Source organism: Anabaenopsis arnoldii (assembly GCF_028331025.1).
Lineage (GTDB): Bacteria > Cyanobacteriota > Cyanobacteriia > Cyanobacteriales > Nostocaceae > Anabaenopsis > Anabaenopsis arnoldii.
On record NZ_JAQMUH010000067.1, the window covers coordinates 17,309 to 37,818 of the forward strand.

Genomic DNA, 20,510 nt, shown 5'->3' on the forward strand with positions numbered 1-20,510 from the left:
CCTATAAGATACCTCTAAGGCAAGTTGTGAGATGTGCTATGGCTTCTAAAATAGATATAAATTTATCTCCAGAAATTGCAGAACGTTGGAAAGCAACTAAAAATGTGCTTAACCAAGGTGTTGACTCAATAGCTAATTCAAAACAGCAGTTTAGTGAGTCTTTAAAAGCAACAGCAAGTAAACAGACAGGTGAAGTAGTTGATACAGTTATTAATACTTTCCAAAAGGTTAAGGACTCTGTAGACGAAACTTTGCAAAGTGCTGAACAAATCAAAAATACTACATCATCAGCATTGCAAACTGTTGTGACTGATTCTGTAAATAATTGGCTGACTCAACACCCTGGATTTTTGCGGTTCCTTCATGTGTTGGGCTGGGCTGGTAGTCACCCGATTGTCACTATAGTGATTTTGCTGTTTGCGATCGCTTTGATTGGGAGCATTGTTAAAGTCATTGTCCGCCTGATTGAAACAGCTAGTTGGTCTTTACTGCAAATTCCAGTTAAATTAATTTGGTCTGTGATTAAAGTTAGCTTTGTTTCTTTGACTAAATTTACAGGTTTTGCTCTTCAATCAGTGATAGATTCTAAGTTAGATAATACGGTAAAAAATTTACCTATAAACTCTGAAACTTTCGATAACAATAAACATCAGCGATTAGCTCAAATCTCTAAACGTTTAGAAGTGATTCAAGCAGAACAACAACAACTTTTAGCAGAAGCAGCAGACTTAATGGATACGGTTGACGGTTGACGGTGAACACAAAAAAAACAATCAAAAATCATAACTTGACAAACAGCCTCTAAGACGTAGTTACTGCGGTTAAATCCTCTGGGGTCAAATGGTTGTGAACCACAGCGCCATCACGAAACCAAATAATCCGCTGGGTTTGACGCGCCACCTCTGACTCATGGGTGACCATAATCACCGTGATTCCACTGCGATTTAATTCGGTGAAAATATCTAAAACTTCCTGGGTAGTTTGAGAATCCAGCGCACCGGTGGGTTCATCAGCTAGCAAGACAACGGGACGATTGACAATAGCACGGGCGATCGCCACCCGTTGCTGCTGTCCCCCTGATAATTGAGTGGGTTTGTTATTCAGGCGTTTTTCTAAACCAACCTTGATTAATGCTTCCCTGGCGCGATCGCCTCTTTCCCTGGGGTTGACACCAGCATATGCCATTGGTAACATGACGTTTTCTAATGCTGTGAGTTGGGGTAATAAATGGAACTGTTGGAACACAAACCCCAGTTTGATATTCCGAATTTTTGCCAACTCACCATCATTCATGGTTGCTACATCCAGGCCATCTAAATAGTAATGTCCCGTAGTAGGGCGATCCAAACAGCCAATAATATTCATAGCTGTGGATTTACCAGAACCAGAGGGACCCATAATTGAGCAATATTCCCCCTCATTAATGGTCAAATTCACATGATTGAGTGCTCTAACTTCCGTTTCTCCACTCCCGTAAATTTTAAAGATATTTTCTAGGCGAATAATTGCTGATGGGGTTGGGGGATGAACACCAAGATCATCGGTAATTGCAATAGTATTTTTCATAGGAAGGGAACAGGGAACAGGGAACACAGGAAAGACCTTAAGCACTTCTTAAAGCCACAATGGGGTCAAGTTGAGCCGCACGACGGGCCGGAACTACACCAAAAAATAAACCAACACCACCGGAGACCAGAACAACTGTTGCAATTGCACTCGGAGAAATTGCTGCTTCTAAGGGGGTGACTGCTGCTACTAGTAGAATACTGCTGACACCGATTGCAGTCCCAACCACACCACCCATAACCGAAACAATTACAGACTCAATCATAAACTGAACTAAAATATCTTGTTGGGTAGCACCGATTGCCTTTCTCAGTCCGATTTCTTGGGTACGTTCGGTCACTGAAACTAGCATAATATTCATAATGCCAATACCACCCACAAATAAAGATATACTAGCGATCGCAGCCAGCATAATAGTTAATGCGCCGGTAATTTGACCGACAATTTGTAAAGCATCCTTTTGGGTATTGATAGTGAAATCATCCTCCCCAGTAATTTTGTGCCGCAAACGCAGTAAATTAGTAATTTGAAACTTAGCTGCATCCACACTCTCGGCATTTTTAGCCGAAACCACAAGATAAGTTAACTCTAATCCATAGGGAGAAGTGCGCCCCACAATTCTGTTAGCCATGGTCATCAGTGGGATTACCGCTGCTTCGTCGTAATTCACACCTAGATTTGAGCCTTTACCTTCCAGTACCCCAATGACTTGAAAACTGGCATTTTTAATCCGCAACTGTTCACCAACGGGGTTCCTATTCCCAAATAGTCTTTCTGCTAACTCCGCACCTAGAACCACAACTTGGTTATTGCGTCTCATATCTAGGTCTGTAAAAAATCGCCCCATCGCAGTTTCAAAGTCACGAACCGTCAAAAACGAGGGAGTAGTACCAATGATATTGACGTTAGTGTTTTGGTTACGGTATGTGACTACCTCCCGACTATTCAACTCCCCTGCAACTCCTGCTACTGTTGGTACTTGATTAGCGATCGCCTTTGCATCTTCATAAACTAAAGTTTTGGGGACATCCCTAGATATGCGCTGAGTGGCGCGATTACCTGGGATTACAAATAATACATTAGGTCCTAAAGATTCTAATCCTTGGTTAATAAACCTTTGTCCACCTTCGCCGATTCCCATCATGGTAATTACCGAAGCATTCCCGATGACAATCCCCAGCATAGTTAGGGCGCTACGCAACTTATTAGACAGTAGGGTTTTACCCGCCATTTGGATACTTTCTAGGAAATTCATTGGTTATTCCCCCTCTTGTTGTAGTCTGGTGGTGGGTTGACAAACACGCGATCGCCTTGTTTTACTCCCTGTAAAATTTGAGTTTGGTCAGCGATTTGCGCCCCGATGGTCACCTGAGTGAAACTGGGTTGATTTTTCTCATCTGCTACTAATACCCCTGTTTGACCATTTTCGGTAACAATTGCTACTGTTGGTAAGACTAAAGCATCACTAATGCGATCGCCCAAGAAAGTCAAATCCACATTTAAACCAGAGCGCAGTTTTTCTGTACCCGTATCCAGCGCCACCCGCACCTGAAAAGATGTTACACCTTGTTCTACCACCGCTTCGGGAGCGATTAAGCGCACATGACCTTGGAAAACTTGATCTGGATAAGCATCAGCCACAATTTCTACTTGCTGTCCCTGTTCAATTCTGCCAAGATCCACCTCTGGGATTTGAGCGAGTACTTCTAAACCCCGTGCAACCGCCACAATAGAACTAGAAGTCGCCGATGCACTAGTAGAAGCCGAAGTTGTGGGAGTGACAAAAGCGCCGACGTTGGCGTATTTCTGAGTGACAATACCGGAGAACGGCGCACGGATCACACTATCTTGTAAGCGCACTTCTCCCGCCTTAACTTGAGCTTCAGCTGCTTTGACTGCGGCTTGACGTTGAGCAATTTCCTCCGGACGACTACCCTTTTCTAGTAGAACCAATGCGGCTTTGGCCTCGGTGACTGCGGCTTCCCTGACCGCAATTTCTTCATTGCGGCTACCACTTTCTAAGAGTGACAAGCGTTTTTGTGCTTCTGCTAAAGCTGCTTTTGCCCTTTGGTGGTCAGTAACATATTGTTCTAATTGGTCTTGAGCAATTGCCCCTTGCTTCAGTAATTCGCCGTATCTGGTTACCCGTGATTGTGTAAGATTTACTAGAGCTTGGGCTGAATCTACCTGGGCTTGAGCTTGGGCAATTTCCTGAGAACGATTCCCCGCACGGGCTTGATTTAACTGCGCCTGGGCTTGGGCTAAACGGGCTTGGGCTTGGGCAATTTCCTGAGAACGACTCCCCGCAAGGGCTTGATCTAACTGCGCCTGTGCTTGGGCTAAATTAGCGCGGTATTGCAGGATTTGCGCCGGGATATCACCCACATCCATCCGCGCCAGAATTTGCCCTTGTTCGACGCGATCGCCTTGTTCTACATATAATTGCGCCAGTACACCGGGGTTTTTGGGACTAATATTCACAGTTTGAACTGGCACTACCTTACCACTGGCTGCAATTCGCAAAGTCACATTTTGTGCTTCTACAGGGACAGTTAATTGAGTAATGTCTTGTTCAGTAGTTCGATTGATCAGATTATAGGTAATAGTTGTACCCACTGCTAAAGAACCCACTGCTATTAACCCAATTGCCCAGCGGAATGGGTGTTTAACTTTTTTGCCCAGGAAGGGAACTTCTACTTGCGTAACCATAAATAAGAATAGCCTACTAATATCACTTAGTCTTAATCACCTGATTAATTGTCAAAATTCCAATCATATTTTGAGACAATTGTCAACATCTGTCCCTCAGGTAAACAACCCAACTAGGATTTACCCTGATATTTGCTTAATCTTTCTTTATATTACATTTTAGTCTTTGTTTATGTCTTCGGCTGAAGTAAGTAATTTTGTGGCTGTTGATGATCTGGTCTATTAACACTCCCGCTGCCGGGGAATGTTAACTGAAATCCGCTATAATATCTTGTGAAAGTCCGGTTTGTCTTTCTGATCAAGCATAGATCGTTTAAGCTAGCTGAAAGATTCCTTGATTTACGGCTAGGAGGCGTTAGTGTGCCTAAACATATTCGGTTAATTTCCCTTCTGGTGATCTGTAGTTTGTGGAGTATGCCTAGGGCAGCTCACGCACAGGCACTGATACCTCATGCATTGCAGCTAGATGCGGAAAAATTAGAACAACAAGGGTTGGCTTTAGCACAAGAAGCAGTTCAACTCGGACAGTTTGGGCAGTTTGACTTGGCTTTACCACGGGCGAGATTGGCTACTCAACTGGCTGCTAATAATGATAAGGTTTGGGTTCTGTTAGGTAGTTTACATTTACAATCGAGAAATTTTGAACCGGCCATCGCAGCATTGGAAAAAGCCCAATCTCTTAATCCCCGAAATCCTGACATTCTGTTTGCTTTGGGTTCGGTTAATTTCCAACAGCAAAATTACCAAGCAGCAGCGACACATTACCAAAAGGGTTTGCAGTTGAAACCCGAAAGCGCAGAAGGATGGTTTGATTTGGGGAATGCTTACTATATGTTAGGTCGATTACCAGAAGCGATCGACCAGTACAATAAATCCCTATCTAAAAATCAAAAATTCTGGCCGGCGATTAATAATATTGGCTTAATCAAATACGAACAGGGGGAGATTGAAACTGCGATACAGCAATGGCGAGCTTCGGTTAAAATAGACAAACAAGCGGCAGAACCCCAATTAGCATTAGCAGTGGCGCTGTATAATCAAGGACAACGCGAACCAGCCCTGTCCATGGGAGAAGCAGCACTCCGCATCGATCAGCGCTATGGTGATTTAGATTTCCTGAAGAAAAACCTCTGGGGTGAGAGATTACTATCTGATGCTGAAAAATTCTTAGCATTACCACCGATTCAAGCGGCTCTACAGCCACAAGAAAACTAACTACCTAGTAGCTGATTCGTGATTAAGATTGACATCTCCCCTGGTTGAAACACAGGGGATTCTAAACTGATGTTCCTACCCCTGCCCAAGCCTTGCTACCCAAAGTTTACGATATGATTTACTTAATCACTTAAATAAATCAACTCGTCTTGGAAGTGTCAAAGCTCCCCTACTCACCTGGGTCTAATGTCATACTTAGCTGTGTGGCTATTGAATGGGAGCATATCAACGGGTTTTTCACCATGTTTGTGGATGCTTTTTTTTATTTTAACTGCACAAAAATACTTTGTTAATACCTGTTAAAACCTTTTTGTTAAGGATACCACAGGATAAATCCTGTTGAGTTGCGTTTCATCCCTACGCTTTAGCGTAGGGGTTCTCACGTTCCCACTATGTTTTGATAGAATCAACATTTATTAGTGGATATCTGTAGGGAGAAGTGCCATAATTTGTTCAACAAACTGTTGATGATCCACAACTGGCTTAGAGATGTAGCCATCAGCACCGCTCTGGTGCAGAAAATTCTCGCGATCGCCTTCCATGGCATGGGCTGTTACCAAAATTACCGGTAAATTGGCGGTTTTTGGGTGAGATTTCAAGATTTGGGTAATTTTGATCCCATCAACAGACTGACCTTGATAAACGCTTCTCGAGAGGGAGACATCCATTAAAATCAGGTCTGCTTCTCCTGAGTGGGCAATTTTGATGACTTCTTCCACATTTTCTGTATGTTTGACATTCAAGCCACCCCGCTTAGTCAAAATTTTGGAAAAAACGCGAGCATTAATCAGGTCGTCTTCAACAATTAAAACGGTTTTCATGAGAATTTTAGACAATTGTGCTGAAAGTAGCCAAAGGATTTGAGATTAAGTGTAACCTTGGCATACGGGAGATGTGAGATTTATTCTGCCGATAAGCAGCGGAAGTGAACCAAAATCCCCAATCTAAAAAGTTACTATCAACGGATATGACTGATCAAATTGCCACCCCAACATCAAGGATAATACTGCTGCGATTTATCCTGTGAGCACCACTGGCTTGAGACATGGGAGCAAGGCACTGAGGATTTTAATCGCTATGATAAACTACCATCAAAATTGTGTTATGAACCCCATGTCATCCGTTATGCTGCTTATTGCGTGCAGTGTTGAATCCAAGCGACGTTTGTGTAATTAAATTTCAGGGAAAAAACTCATGGCAAAACAGTTAAACCTTCTCCCAAAGGGACAGGTAATCACAACAGCCCTGCATACAGAGATGCAGCGGTCTTACCTAGAATATGCCATGAGTGTGATTGTAGGGCGGGCTTTACCGGACGTGCGTGATGGCTTAAAACCAGTACACAGGCGGATTTTATATGCCATGCATGAACTAGGTCTAACCCCAGATAGACCCTATCGTAAGTGCGCCCGTGTGGTGGGAGATGTGCTGGGTAAATACCATCCCCACGGTGACCAAGCAGTTTATGATGCCTTAGTCAGGTTAGTTCAGGAATTTTCCAGCCGCTATCCCCTATTGTCAGGACATGGTAACTTTGGCAGCGTCGATAATGACCCCCCAGCAGCCATGCGCTACACAGAAACGCGTCTTGCACCCATCAGCCATGAGGGGATGTTGGCAGAAATTGGTGATGAAACTGTGGAATTTATCGGCAACTTTGATAATTCCCAACAGGAACCTACGGTACTCCCGGCTCAATTGCCTTTTCTGTTGCTCAATGGCTGTTCTGGTATTGCTGTGGGTATGGCCACAAATATTCCTCCCCACAACTTGGGAGAATTAGTTGATGGCTTGATTGCCTTAATTGACCAGCCGGATTTGTCAGATGAAAAACTATGGGAGGTGATTCCTGGTCCGGACTTCCCCACCGGTGGTGAAATAGTCGGTAACTCAGGGATTCGAGACGCATATTCTACTGGTAAGGGTGGAATTGTACTGCGAGGAGTGGCCAAGACGGAGGAAATTGCACCGACTAGGGGTAGTAAGCGGCGCACAGCAATTATTATTACTGAATTACCTTATCAAGTGAATAAGGCTGGCTGGATTGAGAAAGTAGCAGATTTAGTTAATCACGGTCGCCTACAAGGAATTTCTGATCTGCGGGACGAAAGCGATCGCGAAGGGATGCGGGTAGTGATTGAACTCAAACGTGATATCAACCCCCAAGAAGTCCTGCAAAACTTGTATCACCAAACCGCCTTGCAAAGTAATTTTGGGGCGATTCTCTTAGCATTGGTGGATGGACAACCGCGCCAGTTAAGTTTACGCCAGATTTTGCAGGAGTTTTTGAAATTCCGGGAACAAACCCTCAACCGTCGCTATAGTTATGAGTTGGGTAAGGCACAAAGTAGGCTGCATCTGGTGTCAGGGTTGCTCAAAGCATTATCTCAACTGGATCAATTAATTGAAATTTTACGCCAAGCTGCTGATGGTAGTACTGCTAAAATCAACCTTTGTAGCCGTCTGGATTTGAGTGAGGAGCAAGGAGATGCTATTCTGTCTATGCCGTTACGCCGCCTCACGAGTTTAGAACGCTCTAATTTGCAGCGAGAGTTTGAGGAACTCAGCGGAGAAATCGCTGTATTGCAAAGATTACTTAGCGATCGCCAAGAACTACTCAAAAGACTGAAAAAAGACTTGCGATCGCTCAAGCGCAAATATCACAATCCCCGACGGACTAGGCTTTTAGCCCACACTAGTCAAGAGTTACCTCAAAACAAGGGAGCCGAAAGTAAAGATAAATTATATTTAGGCTCAAACAAAGTGGCTCCCGAAAGTTTACCATCTTCTGAACCACCAGAAGAAGTGGTGTTAGAATTCAGCCACCGGGGATATGTGCGTAGACTGCAGCCATCAGGGAAAAAATCGAAAGCCGAAAATGGTCTAGCGGATCATGACTTCATCACCCAAACGGAGTTAACTACAACAGATCAGGAGTTACTACTAATTACCAGTGGTGGCAAACTCTACCCTATGAGTGTGGGAGATATTCCCCCTACGACTGGACGTTCTCCCCGGGGAACACCACTGATTACTATGCTCAGTAGTACGGCTCAAAGTGCTCAGGAAGCGGTGGTTAGTCGTGTCCTCTTACCAGAAAATTCTCAAACTAGGCAGATGGTTGTGCTGACAAAGCAAGGACGAATTAAGCGCCTATCTTTGGGAGAATTTACCAATCTCACCCGTCGGGGAATTACGATTTTGAAGCTCAAAGAAGATGATGAGTTGTTGTTGACCCAGTTAACTACTGCCCAGGACAATCTCATTTTAGCTAGTTCTGGCGGACGCTTGTTAAAGTTTGCTGCTGATGATCAACAACTTCCTCTTATGGGGCGGACTGCTATGGGGTTGCAAGCATTCCGGCTGTTAAAACATCAACACATGGTAGGCTGTGTTACTGTGCCTGGGGAGGATCACCTGTTGCTGGTGACTGAACAAGGATATGCCAAACGGCTACCTGTGAGTGATTTAAAACGAGCTGATCGGGGTAATTTAGGCACACAAGCCCTGAAATTTGCCACTAAAACGGATCATTTAGTTGGGATGGTTAGGGCGATCGCCTCTGCTGAGGTGGCACTGGTGACTAATAAAGAGCGTGTTGTACGCATTAGAGTAGAGACTGTGCCCATTTTGGGTAGAGATGGTCAGGGTGAAAGCATTCTTGACCTGCACCGGGATGAAAGAGTGATCACGGTGATGCTAGTCGGACTGTAATCCGCATACACTAATTTATAACTATGGGAACCTCACGCAGCTTCTATGTGTGGGGTTTTTAGCGTCATAAATCATAAACTTTACTATTAATCAATATAATTTCCCGGCTAGGTATTCCCAAAATAATCGCTAATATCCGTATTTTTGTGGGCAAATCACCCAACTAATCATATATTTATTGAGAATAAATCTTAATATTTATGTAAAATAGTTGTAATTTCTGCATATCTACCCAGTGATAGATGCTTTTCTAGCCTTATCAGCAATAAATACCTAAGTCAAGATATCGCAACAAATCATAAATAAATGTTGTATTTCTAAACTATTTGTTATATTATTTTACATAAGGCAATAATATATAGTTAGGAGTGCCAACCATGACAAACGCAACAAACGTTAATGCCCCCGTAACTGAAGATCGCAACGCTTGGCGTTGGGGCTTTACACCCCAGGCGGAAATCTGGAATGGTCGCTTGGCGATGATTGGCTTTTTAGCAGCTGCCCTGATTGAGTTGTTTTCTGGTCAAGGCTTCCTTCATTTTTGGGGCATTCTGTAAGTTTGATATACAGAAATAGGTAGATAAAAAAAATCAATAAAAAAACCTGGCACTACCAGGTTTTTTTATTTGTGGTTCATTTTTGCATTATTGACCTACTGCAAGCTGCCGAAGTAGTCTTACAGTCGCTCCTCGCCCATTTAAAGTCGTGCCGATGCCCCATGCCGACCATTTTAGACTCTACTGTACTGCACGCTAAACAGCAAGAGCTATGCAGGACAGACGAAAGCCGTCCTAGAAGGACGTTGCTGTGTATCCCACTCCTTTGGTCAAACTAATGACTAATGACTAATGACTAATGACTAATGACTAGCGAATATATTCCTTAAGAACACTATTGCGATTGGGATGACGTAACTTACGGAGTGCTTTAGCCTCAATTTGACGAATCCGTTCCCGGGTGACGTTGAAAATCTGCCCAATTTCCTCTAGAGTCTTCATGCGACCGTCATCTAAACCATAGCGGAGTCGGAGTACATCACGTTCACGAGGGCTGAGACTATCAAGGACTTTTTCTAGGTCTTCACGCAGCAGATTTTTGGAAACCTGATCTTCTGGAGTTTCACCATCGGATTCAATAAAGTCGCCCAATCGAGAATCTTCTTCTTTACCGATAGGGGTTTCTAGTGAAATGGGTAACTGGGCAGATTTGGCAATAAACCGCAACTTCTCGATGGTCATTTCCATGCGAGTAGCGATTTCTTCTTCAGTGGGTTTGCGACCCATTTCTTGAGATAGCAACTTGGTAGTTTTTTTAATCCGGGAAATGGTTTCGTAGAGATGAACCGGTAGGCGGATAGTACGGGATTGATCAGCGATCGCCCGGGTAATAGCTTGACGAATCCACCATGTAGCGTATGTAGAAAACTTATAACCTTTTTCGTGGTCAAACTTTTCTGCGGCGCGAATCAAACCAAGACTACCTTCTTGAATTAAGTCTTGGAAAGACAAACCACGATTCATGTATTTCTTGGCAATTGACACCACAAGACGCAGGTTCGATTGCACCATTTTATCTTTTGCCCGGCGACCAATATGCAGGCGATAACGAAATGCTGGCAATGGCAATTGTACAGCTTCTGCCCATTCCCGATATTCAGGTTCCCGTTCTAACTGCTCTTGCAGTCTATCCCGCACCCTTTCCAATTCCAGTAAATCAGCGATTTTCCGCGCCAATTCGATTTCCTCATCTGCCCGCAATAGGCGAATCCGGCCAATTTCTTGCAAATAAAGGCGAATAGAGTCTTCAGTGTAGTGCTTTTTCTTGCTTTGTGTCCGACGACGTGATTTAGCGGCTTTTCCAGACTTTATGTCGTCCTCATCAGACTGAGGCTCTAAAAACTCATCTTCGCCATCATCATTAATCAGCAAGTCCTCTTCTTCTTCTTCTTCTTCGACTAAGAGTTCTAACTCGAGCTCAGGCTGATTTATTATTTCTAGGTCAGGCTGATAAATGCTTTCGAGTACGTTGTTAGCCTGGTTCATGCCGCGTTCCTCATGCTCCTTGCAGAATCAATTACTCAAGATGTGTTTACTGCTCTATTAACCGAGCTATTTCACTACCGAAAATAGGTTTTTAGGCTGACTTCCCGGAAGTTTTTCTCCTCTGTGAGAGGACTGTTTGATGATATGTAGAAAGTCATATTACTGACTTGCTCATTTTAGTTAGAAATCATATGTGTTGCTATGACATACAACTTTTAACCAAGTTTAAACAAATATTTGTCTTGATCCCAAAAACCTACCACTCCATATAACCAAAATATGAGTGTAATATGAATGTTGGCATATTTTCTGATAAAGACTTTTCCGATTGTAGCGTGTTTCACAAAAATTGCACTCTTTTTGTGTGTTAATCATGATGCAATTGTGCAAAGTCAAGCCGCTAATAACTAAAAGATATTAGAAATGGTAGTCATACCCTGAAATTTTTAACTTTCTCCCTTCTAGTGGCGTTATGTTTACATTCAAAGGAAACTACACCCGCTATTACATACATTTAAGTATGATATGCAACATTAACTACATAGCAGCCGTTTTGTTAATCTTAACTTAAGCGAGAAATACTAATGCACCCATTTTTACATTTCCTTCATAAACAACTCAATTTTTAGATTTGCACGGAGCTTTTGGCACCGTAAATACAGTCATAATCATCATGCTTGTCTTCAGACACGGAACTTTAGCTCTGCCAAATGCCTCAACTAGGGAGTTAAGGCTGTGGTGTCATCAGCAAAATGACCAACAGTTGAGATTTGACTGATTCGTCTTATTCACACATTAGCGCACTGCCGAGATTTCTACCTTATGATAGTTGACAAACTGTTCTTATTGTATACACCGATATTTTAATCAATTCAGAGGAATTTTAACAGTTAAAATTACAGATTTTAGACTTAAGTAGACTAATATCTAAATTATACCGGTAATATCATAGACATCACCCCGGCAATCCCAAGAAGGTATAAGCAGTCAGAATTCCCAACATCAAACAGTCAGATTATTGGTTGCTCACCCACTGGCGGCGTGGCTGTAAGTCATAACATTGTTAAATCTAATACTCTTACTCTAGGGACAATGTTGTGATTACGCGATATTTAATCTTTAAGATATTGAGCTAATTCCGCTGGGTAGAAGAAATTAAGCTTTGCTATTCAAGCATAACAAATGCTTTTCTAACTTGTGGGTGAATTTCACCCATAACTTAGATTTAGATATCGATGCTTTTGACTCTGACTAAAGTGCCAATACAATCTAGTTGGCATATACTTGACAAAAATTTGTTTTTGTGATATTTCTACCATTGAAAAAATTATAGTTATGCTAGTTTTATCTTGATGTATTATATCAAACAATTTGACCAGACAAGAAATCACCAAGCAAATTTCCCCGGTTTTGATTCGACGGGGAAATTTAAGCAGGGAATATTGCTGTTGATAAAATTATTTGAGTTCTAGCTTGTGGTCTAAGTATCGGGGAAATCTGATGGCAGAATTACCCGATAAACTATTTGACACTCTGATGGTGTAAAGACACTGAGATCCGGTCGTCAAACATCGTCTACCCAGTCGGCTAAAGTCTAAGCCTAGTTTTCCCTCTCAGGGCTAAAACCGCTGAGTTTCCCGCTGACAGCGATATTTTTATGAACAATCAGGTTTTTCGCCATTTTCGTTATCAACGCTATATCAAGGGATTTAGATATCTAAGTATTTAGATATCTAAATCCGTGAGATTGAGTTTAGAAGCATAGGTTTCGATGAATTCGCGTCTGGGTGCAACGCGATCGCCCATTAAAATTGTAAAAATGCGATCAGCTTCCGCAGCGTCTTCAATTTCCACCTGCTTCATTTTCCTGGTTTCTGGGTTCATGGTCGTGTCCCAGAGTTGTTGAGGCATCATTTCACCCAAACCTTTGAAACGTTGGATGGTATAGTTAGCGTTGCTGGGGAATTGAGCAATTTTTTGTTGTAATTCCCGATCGCTATAGCAATACTCATGATTGCGTCCCCGTTCTAATTTAAATAGTGGTGGACAAGCAATATATATAAAACCCTGTTCAATGAGCGATCGCTGATATCGATAGAAGAAAGTTAACAATAGTGTACGGATGTGCGCCCCATCAACATCAGCATCAGTCATAATCACAATGCGATGATAACGCAGTTGGGAAGCGTCAAATTCGTCACCTTTTACCCCTAAACCCAGGGCTGTAATTAATGCTTGGACTTCGTTATTTTTATAGATTTTAGCGTCGTCTGTCTTCTCGATATTGAGGATTTTACCACGAAGGGGGAGGATGGCTTGGGTACGGCGATCGCGTCCTTGTTTAGCACTCCCACCTGCTGAGTCGCCCTCCACGATAAAGATTTCCGACTCTGCTGGGTCACGAGAACTGCAATCTGCTAATTTACCTGGTAAGGGTGAAGATTCCAGAACAGATTTGCGCCGCACTAACTCCCGCGCATGACGAGCTGCTTCGGCCGCTTTAAAGGCTTGAATAGCTTTATCTAAAATCGAGTCAGCGATTCCCGGATGAAATTCTAAATACTCACTGAGGACTTCTCCCACCAAAGAATCAACAATCCCGCGAACTTCAGTATTACCCAGTTTGGTTTTAGTTTGTCCTTCAAATTCTGGGTCGGGGACTTTCACAGAAATTACTGCTGTCAAACCTTCCCGCACGTGTTCGCCACTGAGGTTAGATTCATTCTCTTTAATTTTATTGCGCTTGCGAGCGATGGCATTTAAAGTGCGAGTCAGAACCGCCTTTAACCCTTCTAAGTGAGTACCACCATCAACGGTGCGAATATTATTAGCAAACCCCAGCACATTGTCTGTGTAAGCATCAGTACACCACTGTAAAGAAACTTCTACTTGTACATTATTGCGTTCTCCATGCACATAAATAATTTCTTCGTGTAGTGGTTGCTTCTCGCGGTTCAAATAACCAACATACTCTTTAATTCCACCCTTGTATTCGTAGGTTTCTACCCTGGGTGTATCGCTTTTGAGCAGTTCCAGGCGATGGTCGCTAAAGGTAATTTTGACACCTGCATTTAGATACGCCAGTTCCCGCAGGCGACCTGCTAAAGTCATGTAATCAAACTCAATACCAGTAGTAAAGATTTGGTAATCTGGCTTAAATTTGACAGAAGTCCCGGTTCTGCCATCTTTTTCAGGCTTTACTTGCAGTTCAGTAACTGGTAGACCTCTTTCATAGCGCTGGACATGAACCTTATAATCCCGCCAAACAGTCACTTCTACTAGTTCCGACAGGGCGTTAACTACGGAAATCCCCACCCCGTGTAATCCCCCAGATACCTTGTAACCACCACCCCCAAACTTACCCCCAGCGTGTAGTACGGTTAACACAGTTTCCAAAGCAGATTTCCCCGTGCGCGAGTGAGTGTCGGTGGGAATACCCCGACCATCATCTGTGACGGTCACGGAACCATCAGCATTGATATCCACTTCTATATGGGTACAGTGACCCGCCAAAGCTTCATCAATAGAGTTATCTACCACCTCATAAACTAAATGGTGGAGTCCTCGCGGCCCTGTAGTCCCGATGTACATCCCTGGCCGTTTGCGGACGGCTTCCAGACCTTCCAGAACTTGAATCTGATCGGCACTGTAACTGCTCGTCATGAAAATTCTCCTGATGCGTGGGTTGAAAGTCGCCCAAAAACAAAAAAGTTAAAACACCCCAAAATTATAACACAAAAGGGTTAATGAGGACTGTAGACCATTTTTATGAGAAGTTTATCTAGGGGATATAACCCCATAAGTTTTGTGAACTGATTGCCTCAAAATTTGCAGTTACTGAGATGCACTCTGTATTATCTGTAGTATATGAATTTTAATTAGTAAGGGCTAGGAAACTACCTATGAGAAAAAATAAAATAAAAACTTTAGGATTCTATCACAAAAGCTTGACTAGAAACCGGTGAGTATGGGAAGTTAAGATAAATGACTAAATTGATTGTAATTTGTGGTGCGACGGCCACAGGTAAATCAGGTTTGGCTTTGAGTTTAGCCGGGGGTTTAGATTCTGTCATCCTCAGTGCTGATTCCCGTCAGGTGTACCGGGAATTTAATATTGGAACGGCGAAACCAACATCTACAGAACAAAAATTAGTACCACATTATTTAATAGATATCTGCGACCCCAGGGACACTATGACGGTAGCAGACTATCAGGAACAAGCACAAAGTTTAATTACTTCCCTACCTCAGTCTCCACTACTGTTAGTTGGTGGTACTGGTTTGTACATCCGCTCTATCGTTCAAGGAATGAAAATTCCCAGGGTTGCACCACATCCAGAATTGCGATCGCAACTGGAATCTTTAGGACAAACCTCCCTATATGGCATTTTAAAACAAGTAGATGCGATCGCGGCCCAAAAAATTCATCCCCATGATACTGTCCGGACTTTACGAGCATTAGAAGTATTTTACATTACCGGTTGCCCCATTTCCCAGCAGCAAGGAGAGAACCCCCCAGATTACCCAATTTTGCAAATAGGTCTAGATTGTGACCCGGAAAAACTAAGGCTGCGCATTCACAGGCGAACCGAACAAATGATCGCTGATGGTTTAGTGGCTGAGGTAGAATATCTCTCTCAAAAATATGGTGCTGATTTACCTTTATTAAATACCTTGGGATATCAAGAAATTAACCAGTATTTGGCGGGTAAAATTTCTTTAGAGTCAGCCAAAGAATTAACTGTTCTACATACACGACAATTTGCCAAGCGCCAGCGTACTTGGTTTAAAGCATATCCTCAAATTCAGTGGTTTAACGCAGATGATCCTGATTTACTAGAAAAGGTTGGGCGACGAGTAGGGGAATTTGTTTAGCAGCAAAGCCTCAACTCTGGGATAAAAGTAGTAACTCTCCCCCTTTGCAAGCGCTATTCTGGTAACAATGAAGATATATCTACATTTGACTATAAAAAGCTATGCTCATCCAAGAGAAAAAGCAATACAACTGGAAAGCTATTATTAAAGCATTTGAAACCGTAGTTGGTAAAAATGGCGTGGTACAACGCCGTGAAGAACTCATCACCTATGAGTGCGATGGTTTAACCAGTTATCGTCAACGCCCTGCTGTGGTATTATTACCCAGAACTACAGAACAAATTGCCCAAATTGTCAAAATATGTAATCAATATTCTGTACCCTTTATCGCCCGTGGTTCTGGTACTGGTTTATCTGGAGGGGCTTTACCTTCGGAAAATTCTGTTTTAATTGTCACTTCCCTAATGCGGCAAATCCTGAGTATTGATTTAGATAATCAGCGCATTGTAGTACAACCAGGGGTAATTAATAGCTGGGTAACACAAACCGTCAGCGGGGCGGGATTTTATTATGCACCAGACCCATCTAGTCAAATTATCTGCTCAATTGGGGGTAATGTAGCGGAAAACTCAGGGGGAGTACATTGTTTAAAGTACGGTGTCACAACTAACCATGTCTTGGGTTTAAAAATTGTCACGCCCACCGGGGAAATTTTAGATTTAGGGGGACAAATTCCCGAAACACCTGGTTATGATTTAACAGGTGTATTTGTGGGTTCTGAAGGTACTTTAGGTATCGCTACAGAAATTACTCTGAAAATCCTCAAAACTGCCGAATCAATTTGTGTGTTACTAGCCGATTTTACCAGTGTCGAAGCTGCTGGAGCAACGGTTTCTGATATTATCAGCGCCGGAATTATTCCCGGTGGGATGGAAATGATGGATAACATCAGTATTAATGCAGTTGAGGATGTTGTCGCCACAAATTGTTATCCTCGCGATGCTACGGCTATTTTATTAGTAGAAATCGATGGTTTAGATGTGGAAGTTCAGGTCAATAAACAACGGGTTATTGAAATTTGTCGCCAAAATGGGGCACGAAATGTAACTAGTGCTAGTGACCCAGAGACACGTTTAAAACTTTGGAAAGGACGGAAAGCAGCTTTCGCCGCCGCTGGACACTTAAGCCCAGATTATTATGTCCAAGATGGTGTCATCCCCCGGACTCAGTTACCTTATGTCCTCCAAGAAATTGAGGCATTAAGTGAAAAATATGGTTATAAAATTGCCAATGTATTTCATGCTGGCGATGGTAATTTACACCCTTTGATTCTGTATGATAATTCTATACCAGGAGCCCTGGAAAAAGTAGAAGAAGTAGGGGGAGAAATTCTGAAGCTTTGTGTTAAAGTCGGTGGCAGTATTTCCGGTGAACATGGTATTGGTGCTGATAAAAAATGCTATATGCCAGATATGTTTACCCCGGCTGACTTGGAAACTATGCAATGGGTCAGGCTGGTATTTAATCCCCAAGGTTTAGCAAATCCTGGTAAAATATTTCCTACCCCCCGCACTTGTGGCGAAGCCGCAAATTCAGTAAATATCAAGCAGTTTCCCGGCGTGGAACAATTTTAATTGGGCTTTAAGTTAGGGTGAGTTTTGTATTGAGGATATCATCACATAATTCTGAGAAATGTTAGTTAGATATCTATATAAAACTGTTTCTCAGTAAAAAACAAAGTCAAGCCCATAAATGAATAGGTTGAATAAACGTAGTTTTTTTTACTTACTGTGTTGGGGATTTGTAATCGCCTACACAGTATTTTCTTTTCCTTTACTAACGGGATCTCAATCGGAGAAAAGCTTACCAATAACAACAGAACTACGAGGGGTTTGGCTAACTAATGTTGCTAGTGGCGTTTTATTTTTGCCCTGGGGAATTGACCGCGCTGTTACACAATTAGCTGCGCTAAACTTTAATACTATTTACCCTGTGGTGTGGAATCGAGGCCATACTTTCTATAAGAGTAAGTTAGCTAAAAGTGTAACAGGATCTGATGCTGATACTTTACTAAATATCATGCACGGCGGACAAGATGTTTTAGCAAAAATTATTCAACTGGCTAGACCTCAAAATTTAAGTGTGATTCCTTGGTTTGAATATGGTTTTATGACCCCACCTCATTCACAATTAGCCAAGGGTTATCCGGATTGGTTAACTATGGGAAAGGAAGGGATAAAATCTACTAACGAAGTTCCTTTAGAGGAAATAAATGATAATTCAGGACATCAGCAAGCTTGGTTAAATGCTCTGCACCCAGAAGTGCAGCAGTTTATGTTAGGTTTAATTCAGGAAGTTGTCAGCATTTATCATGTGGATGGCATTCAATTAGATGATCATTTTGGTATGCCTGTAGAATTTGGTTATGATGCTTTCACGGTTGATCTCTATCGCCAAGAACATCAAGGTAAAAGTCCTCCTAGTGACCCGTTTAATCCAGAATGGATGCGTTGGCGCGCTAATAAGATTACCAATTTTATGGTAAAAGTTCATCAAAGTGTGAAAGCAATTAAACCTAATGCGGTCATATCTGTATCCCCAAATTCACAGGCTTTTGCCTATAAATACTATTTACAAGACTGGGAAACCTGGGTAAGAAGAGGTTTAGTAGATGAGTTAATATTGCAGGTATATCGCAATAATCAAAAGAGTTTTATTACTGAATTAGAACAACCAGCAGTAAAATTTGCTCGGACTCGGATACCGGTTAGTATTGGTATTTTAACCGGAACCTCTACTAGTCCTATGAAGATTTCCCAAATTCAAGCACAGGTGAAAACGGTACGCGATCGCAATTTTACTGGTATTTCGTTTTTTTACTGGGAAAGTTTGTGGGGGAGCATCACCCCAGAACCTCCCCAGCAAAGGCTACAAGTGTTTCAGAAATTGTTTGTCGCTAAAGCTGTTAGACCTTAACCAGGGAAATTCCTGTATACTATCGCTGACAGATTGTATATGCATTTAATATGATACGGCTTTTGGTGACGGTGATTTTACTGGCGTTATTGACAGGGTGTGGTACCATCGGACTATTACCGACTACTCAGTTAGTCCAAAAAGCGATCGCACTCCAGGTAGAACAAACTCAGCAGCAACTCAACCAAAAACTGGATTTAGACTTATCCGATTTTGAAATCAAAGATTTAAAAATTCGCCAGGAACAACCCCTAACCATTGAAAACCTACCAGCTTTCCGCGTCCGGGGAACCTACGATTTAATTTTGCACCTTCCCAAAAGACAGTTAACACAACACCAACAACCTTTTGAAATTTATTTGCAAATTCAGCAAGAAGGTAAGAGCTGGCGCTTGCTAGTTCCCCAACAACAAAATCAGGAGTCACAAGGGAATTGGCGCAGCTATTTAATCCTTTGATATCAGTGACATCACAAAATCTGTGCTGAAGTATATAAACGTTTCATGATTGCTAAGATTTTTGTACCATAATCTAAATCTGCTGACCACCGCCCAGAAAGTTGATAAATTGATGGCGCAATTCCCCGGGTGATAAAGCGAAATCGTGGATCTACCACTTCGGTTACTAAAGGTTCAAGACTCCCATAGGCTTTTAAGTGTTGAATATGCGCTCTCACACCAATTCTGGCGCTAGGAAAAGACGCAGCTTCAACACTACCACCAATACAACCCAAACCAGCAAAGTTATTTTGCTCAGGTCTGACATCGCCCCCAAAACGTAAAAATTCAGTTTCTAAGCACATTTGGCAGAAAGCAATGTCATAGTTTACACCCTCAATCTTACCCTCTTCTCGATACAATTGGGCTATCTGTGAAAAATTTACTAAAGCTTTTTCATGGTTGCTTTTCAGGAATAATTGTAACTCTACTTCCGATGTGTTACCCCTTGACATAATGCGGTCTATTTGATCAACGCAAATTAATAAATTTGAGCGTAAAGTAACTAGATTAATTGTGGTATCCCATGTAATTTGAACGTGAAATTCTCTTAAATCCACAGCTTTAATATAAACTATTTTATGGTAACTAATGCGGTGAACATCTCTTAACTTTAATAAATCAATTTGTAGTTGATCTACTATGTTAATCGGAATGTAGCAATTACCATTAACTAATATTCCTTTCTCACCATATTTTTGCCCATTAATATGAATATCAATAACTGGGTAGTCAGATACAACAGCATTTACAGTACTGCGGTCAATTAGCCGACTCCAAGATATTAAACCCTCAGCAATTCCCAAGGCAAAATCACGGCGATAATTTTGTAACAATTAGGACTTACGCAACTGGCACAGGCGATCGCTACGCAGAGCTTGCATCTGTGTGTAGCAATCGCTAAATGAAAGCACATTGGTATTATATAAGTGATGTCAATGGCACGGGGGGATGCCTAGTGCAGTTGATAGTAGAA

At 42.2% G+C, this 20,510-nt stretch carries 14 protein-coding genes and 1 pseudogene; 8 read left to right on the plus strand and 7 right to left on the minus strand.

The window, feature by feature from the left end; all coding sequences use genetic code 11:
* Positions 1 to 38 precede the first annotated feature (38 nt).
* Positions 39 to 752, plus strand: a complete 714-nt coding sequence (locus PN457_RS05285) for a hypothetical protein (protein WP_271731795.1) — start codon at positions 39 to 41, stop codon at positions 750 to 752.
* A gap of 49 nt (positions 753 to 801) precedes the next feature.
* Here the strand turns inward: PN457_RS05285 and PN457_RS05290 are convergent, their stop codons facing one another.
* From PN457_RS05290 to PN457_RS05300, 3 genes are read right to left on the minus strand one after another with little or no spacing between them, the layout of a single operon-like run.
* Positions 802 to 1,566, minus strand: a complete 765-nt coding sequence (locus PN457_RS05290; RefSeq protein ID WP_271731796.1) for an ABC transporter ATP-binding protein — start codon at positions 1,564 to 1,566, stop codon at positions 802 to 804.
* 37 nt (positions 1,567 to 1,603) lie between these two features.
* A complete protein-coding gene (locus tag PN457_RS05295; RefSeq protein ID WP_271731797.1) occupies positions 1,604 to 2,821 on the minus strand; it encodes an ABC transporter permease in 1,218 nt (405 codons plus the stop codon).
* Positions 2,818 to 4,275: an efflux RND transporter periplasmic adaptor subunit gene (locus PN457_RS05300; RefSeq protein WP_271731798.1), complete on the minus strand. Its 1,458-nt coding sequence runs from the start codon at positions 4,273 to 4,275 to the stop codon at positions 2,818 to 2,820. The genes PN457_RS05295 and PN457_RS05300 overlap by 4 nt, the downstream gene beginning before the upstream one ends.
* Before the next feature lie 360 nt (positions 4,276 to 4,635).
* Between PN457_RS05300 and PN457_RS05305 the strand changes: the two genes are divergently transcribed.
* Entirely contained in the window at positions 4,636 to 5,490 is an 855-nt protein-coding gene (locus PN457_RS05305; protein WP_271731799.1) for a tetratricopeptide repeat protein, read from the plus strand.
* A gap of 416 nt (positions 5,491 to 5,906) precedes the next feature.
* Here PN457_RS05305 and PN457_RS05310 read toward each other — a convergent pair whose 3' ends face one another.
* Complete coding sequence (locus PN457_RS05310; protein WP_271731800.1) at positions 5,907 to 6,311, minus strand: response regulator; 405 nt, start codon at positions 6,309 to 6,311, stop codon at positions 5,907 to 5,909.
* 373 nt (positions 6,312 to 6,684) lie between these two features.
* On the opposite strand from PN457_RS05310, the gene gyrA reads away from it, so the two are divergent.
* Both gyrA and PN457_RS05320 read left to right on the plus strand, forming a co-directional pair.
* The gene (gene gyrA, locus PN457_RS05315; protein WP_271731801.1) at positions 6,685 to 9,204 is read left to right on the plus strand and encodes a DNA gyrase subunit A; all 2,520 of its coding nucleotides are present in this window, start codon (positions 6,685 to 6,687) and stop codon (positions 9,202 to 9,204) included.
* A gap of 377 nt (positions 9,205 to 9,581) precedes the next feature.
* The gene (locus tag PN457_RS05320; RefSeq protein ID WP_200987555.1) at positions 9,582 to 9,761 is read left to right on the plus strand and encodes a chlorophyll a/b-binding protein; all 180 of its coding nucleotides are present in this window, start codon (positions 9,582 to 9,584) and stop codon (positions 9,759 to 9,761) included.
* A 309-nt stretch (positions 9,762 to 10,070) separates the two neighbouring features.
* Here PN457_RS05320 and rpoD read toward each other — a convergent pair whose 3' ends face one another.
* The gene (gene rpoD / locus PN457_RS05325) at positions 10,071 to 11,246 is read right to left on the minus strand and encodes an RNA polymerase sigma factor RpoD (RefSeq protein ID WP_271731803.1); all 1,176 of its coding nucleotides are present in this window, start codon (positions 11,244 to 11,246) and stop codon (positions 10,071 to 10,073) included.
* 1,725 nt (positions 11,247 to 12,971) lie between these two features.
* Entirely contained in the window at positions 12,972 to 14,909 is a 1,938-nt protein-coding gene (gene gyrB / locus PN457_RS05330) for a DNA topoisomerase (ATP-hydrolyzing) subunit B (protein ID WP_271731804.1), read from the minus strand.
* A gap of 321 nt (positions 14,910 to 15,230) precedes the next feature.
* Here gyrB and miaA point away from each other — a divergent pair, with 321 nt between their 5' ends.
* The 4 genes from miaA (at position 15,231) to PN457_RS05350 (ending at position 19,495) form a co-directional block, all read left to right on the plus strand.
* Positions 15,231 to 16,121 (plus strand): tRNA (adenosine(37)-N6)-dimethylallyltransferase MiaA, encoded by an 891-nt coding sequence (miaA, locus tag PN457_RS05335; RefSeq protein ID WP_271731805.1) that lies wholly within the window; start codon positions 15,231 to 15,233, stop codon positions 16,119 to 16,121.
* 101 nt (positions 16,122 to 16,222) lie between these two features.
* Positions 16,223 to 17,695, plus strand: a complete 1,473-nt coding sequence (glcD, locus tag PN457_RS05340; RefSeq protein WP_271731806.1) for a glycolate oxidase subunit GlcD — start codon at positions 16,223 to 16,225, stop codon at positions 17,693 to 17,695.
* A gap of 118 nt (positions 17,696 to 17,813) precedes the next feature.
* Positions 17,814 to 19,037 carry a glycoside hydrolase family 10-like protein gene (locus PN457_RS05345; RefSeq protein WP_271731807.1) on the plus strand — a complete coding sequence of 408 codons (1,224 nt, stop codon included), beginning with the start codon at positions 17,814 to 17,816 and terminating at the stop codon, positions 19,035 to 19,037.
* Positions 19,038 to 19,087: 50 nt separating this feature from the next.
* Positions 19,088 to 19,495, plus strand: coding sequence for a hypothetical protein (locus PN457_RS05350; protein ID WP_271731808.1), 408 nt, complete (start codon positions 19,088 to 19,090; stop codon positions 19,493 to 19,495).
* Between the two features lie 11 nt (positions 19,496 to 19,506).
* On the opposite strand, the pseudogene PN457_RS05355 reads toward PN457_RS05350, so the two are convergent.
* Positions 19,507 to 20,370 (minus strand): annotated as a pseudogene (locus PN457_RS05355) (glucosaminidase domain-containing protein); the annotation flags it as partial.
* Positions 20,371 to 20,510: the final 140 nt, after the last annotated feature.

Coding starts and splice junctions, on each gene's coding strand:
- PN457_RS05285 (WP_271731795.1), top strand. CDS start 39: ATGGCTTCTAAAATAGATATAAATTTATCTCCAGAAATTGCAGAACGT.
- PN457_RS05290 (WP_271731796.1), bottom strand. CDS start 1,566: ATGAAAAATACTATTGCAATTACCGATGATCTTGGTGTTCATCCCCCA.
- PN457_RS05295 (WP_271731797.1), bottom strand. CDS start 2,821: ATGAATTTCCTAGAAAGTATCCAAATGGCGGGTAAAACCCTACTGTCT.
- PN457_RS05300 (WP_271731798.1), bottom strand. CDS start 4,275: ATGGTTACGCAAGTAGAAGTTCCCTTCCTGGGCAAAAAAGTTAAACAC.
- PN457_RS05310 (WP_271731800.1), bottom strand. CDS start 6,311: ATGAAAACCGTTTTAATTGTTGAAGACGACCTGATTAATGCTCGCGTT.
- gyrA (WP_271731801.1), top strand. CDS start 6,685: ATGGCAAAACAGTTAAACCTTCTCCCAAAGGGACAGGTAATCACAACA.
- PN457_RS05320 (WP_200987555.1), top strand. CDS start 9,582: ATGACAAACGCAACAAACGTTAATGCCCCCGTAACTGAAGATCGCAAC.
- rpoD (WP_271731803.1), bottom strand. CDS start 11,246: ATGAACCAGGCTAACAACGTACTCGAAAGCATTTATCAGCCTGACCTA.
- gyrB (WP_271731804.1), bottom strand. CDS start 14,909: ATGACGAGCAGTTACAGTGCCGATCAGATTCAAGTTCTGGAAGGTCTG.
- miaA (WP_271731805.1), top strand. CDS start 15,231: ATGACTAAATTGATTGTAATTTGTGGTGCGACGGCCACAGGTAAATCA.
- glcD (WP_271731806.1), top strand. CDS start 16,223: ATGCTCATCCAAGAGAAAAAGCAATACAACTGGAAAGCTATTATTAAA.
- PN457_RS05345 (WP_271731807.1), top strand. CDS start 17,814: ATGAATAGGTTGAATAAACGTAGTTTTTTTTACTTACTGTGTTGGGGA.
- PN457_RS05350 (WP_271731808.1), top strand. CDS start 19,088: ATGATACGGCTTTTGGTGACGGTGATTTTACTGGCGTTATTGACAGGG.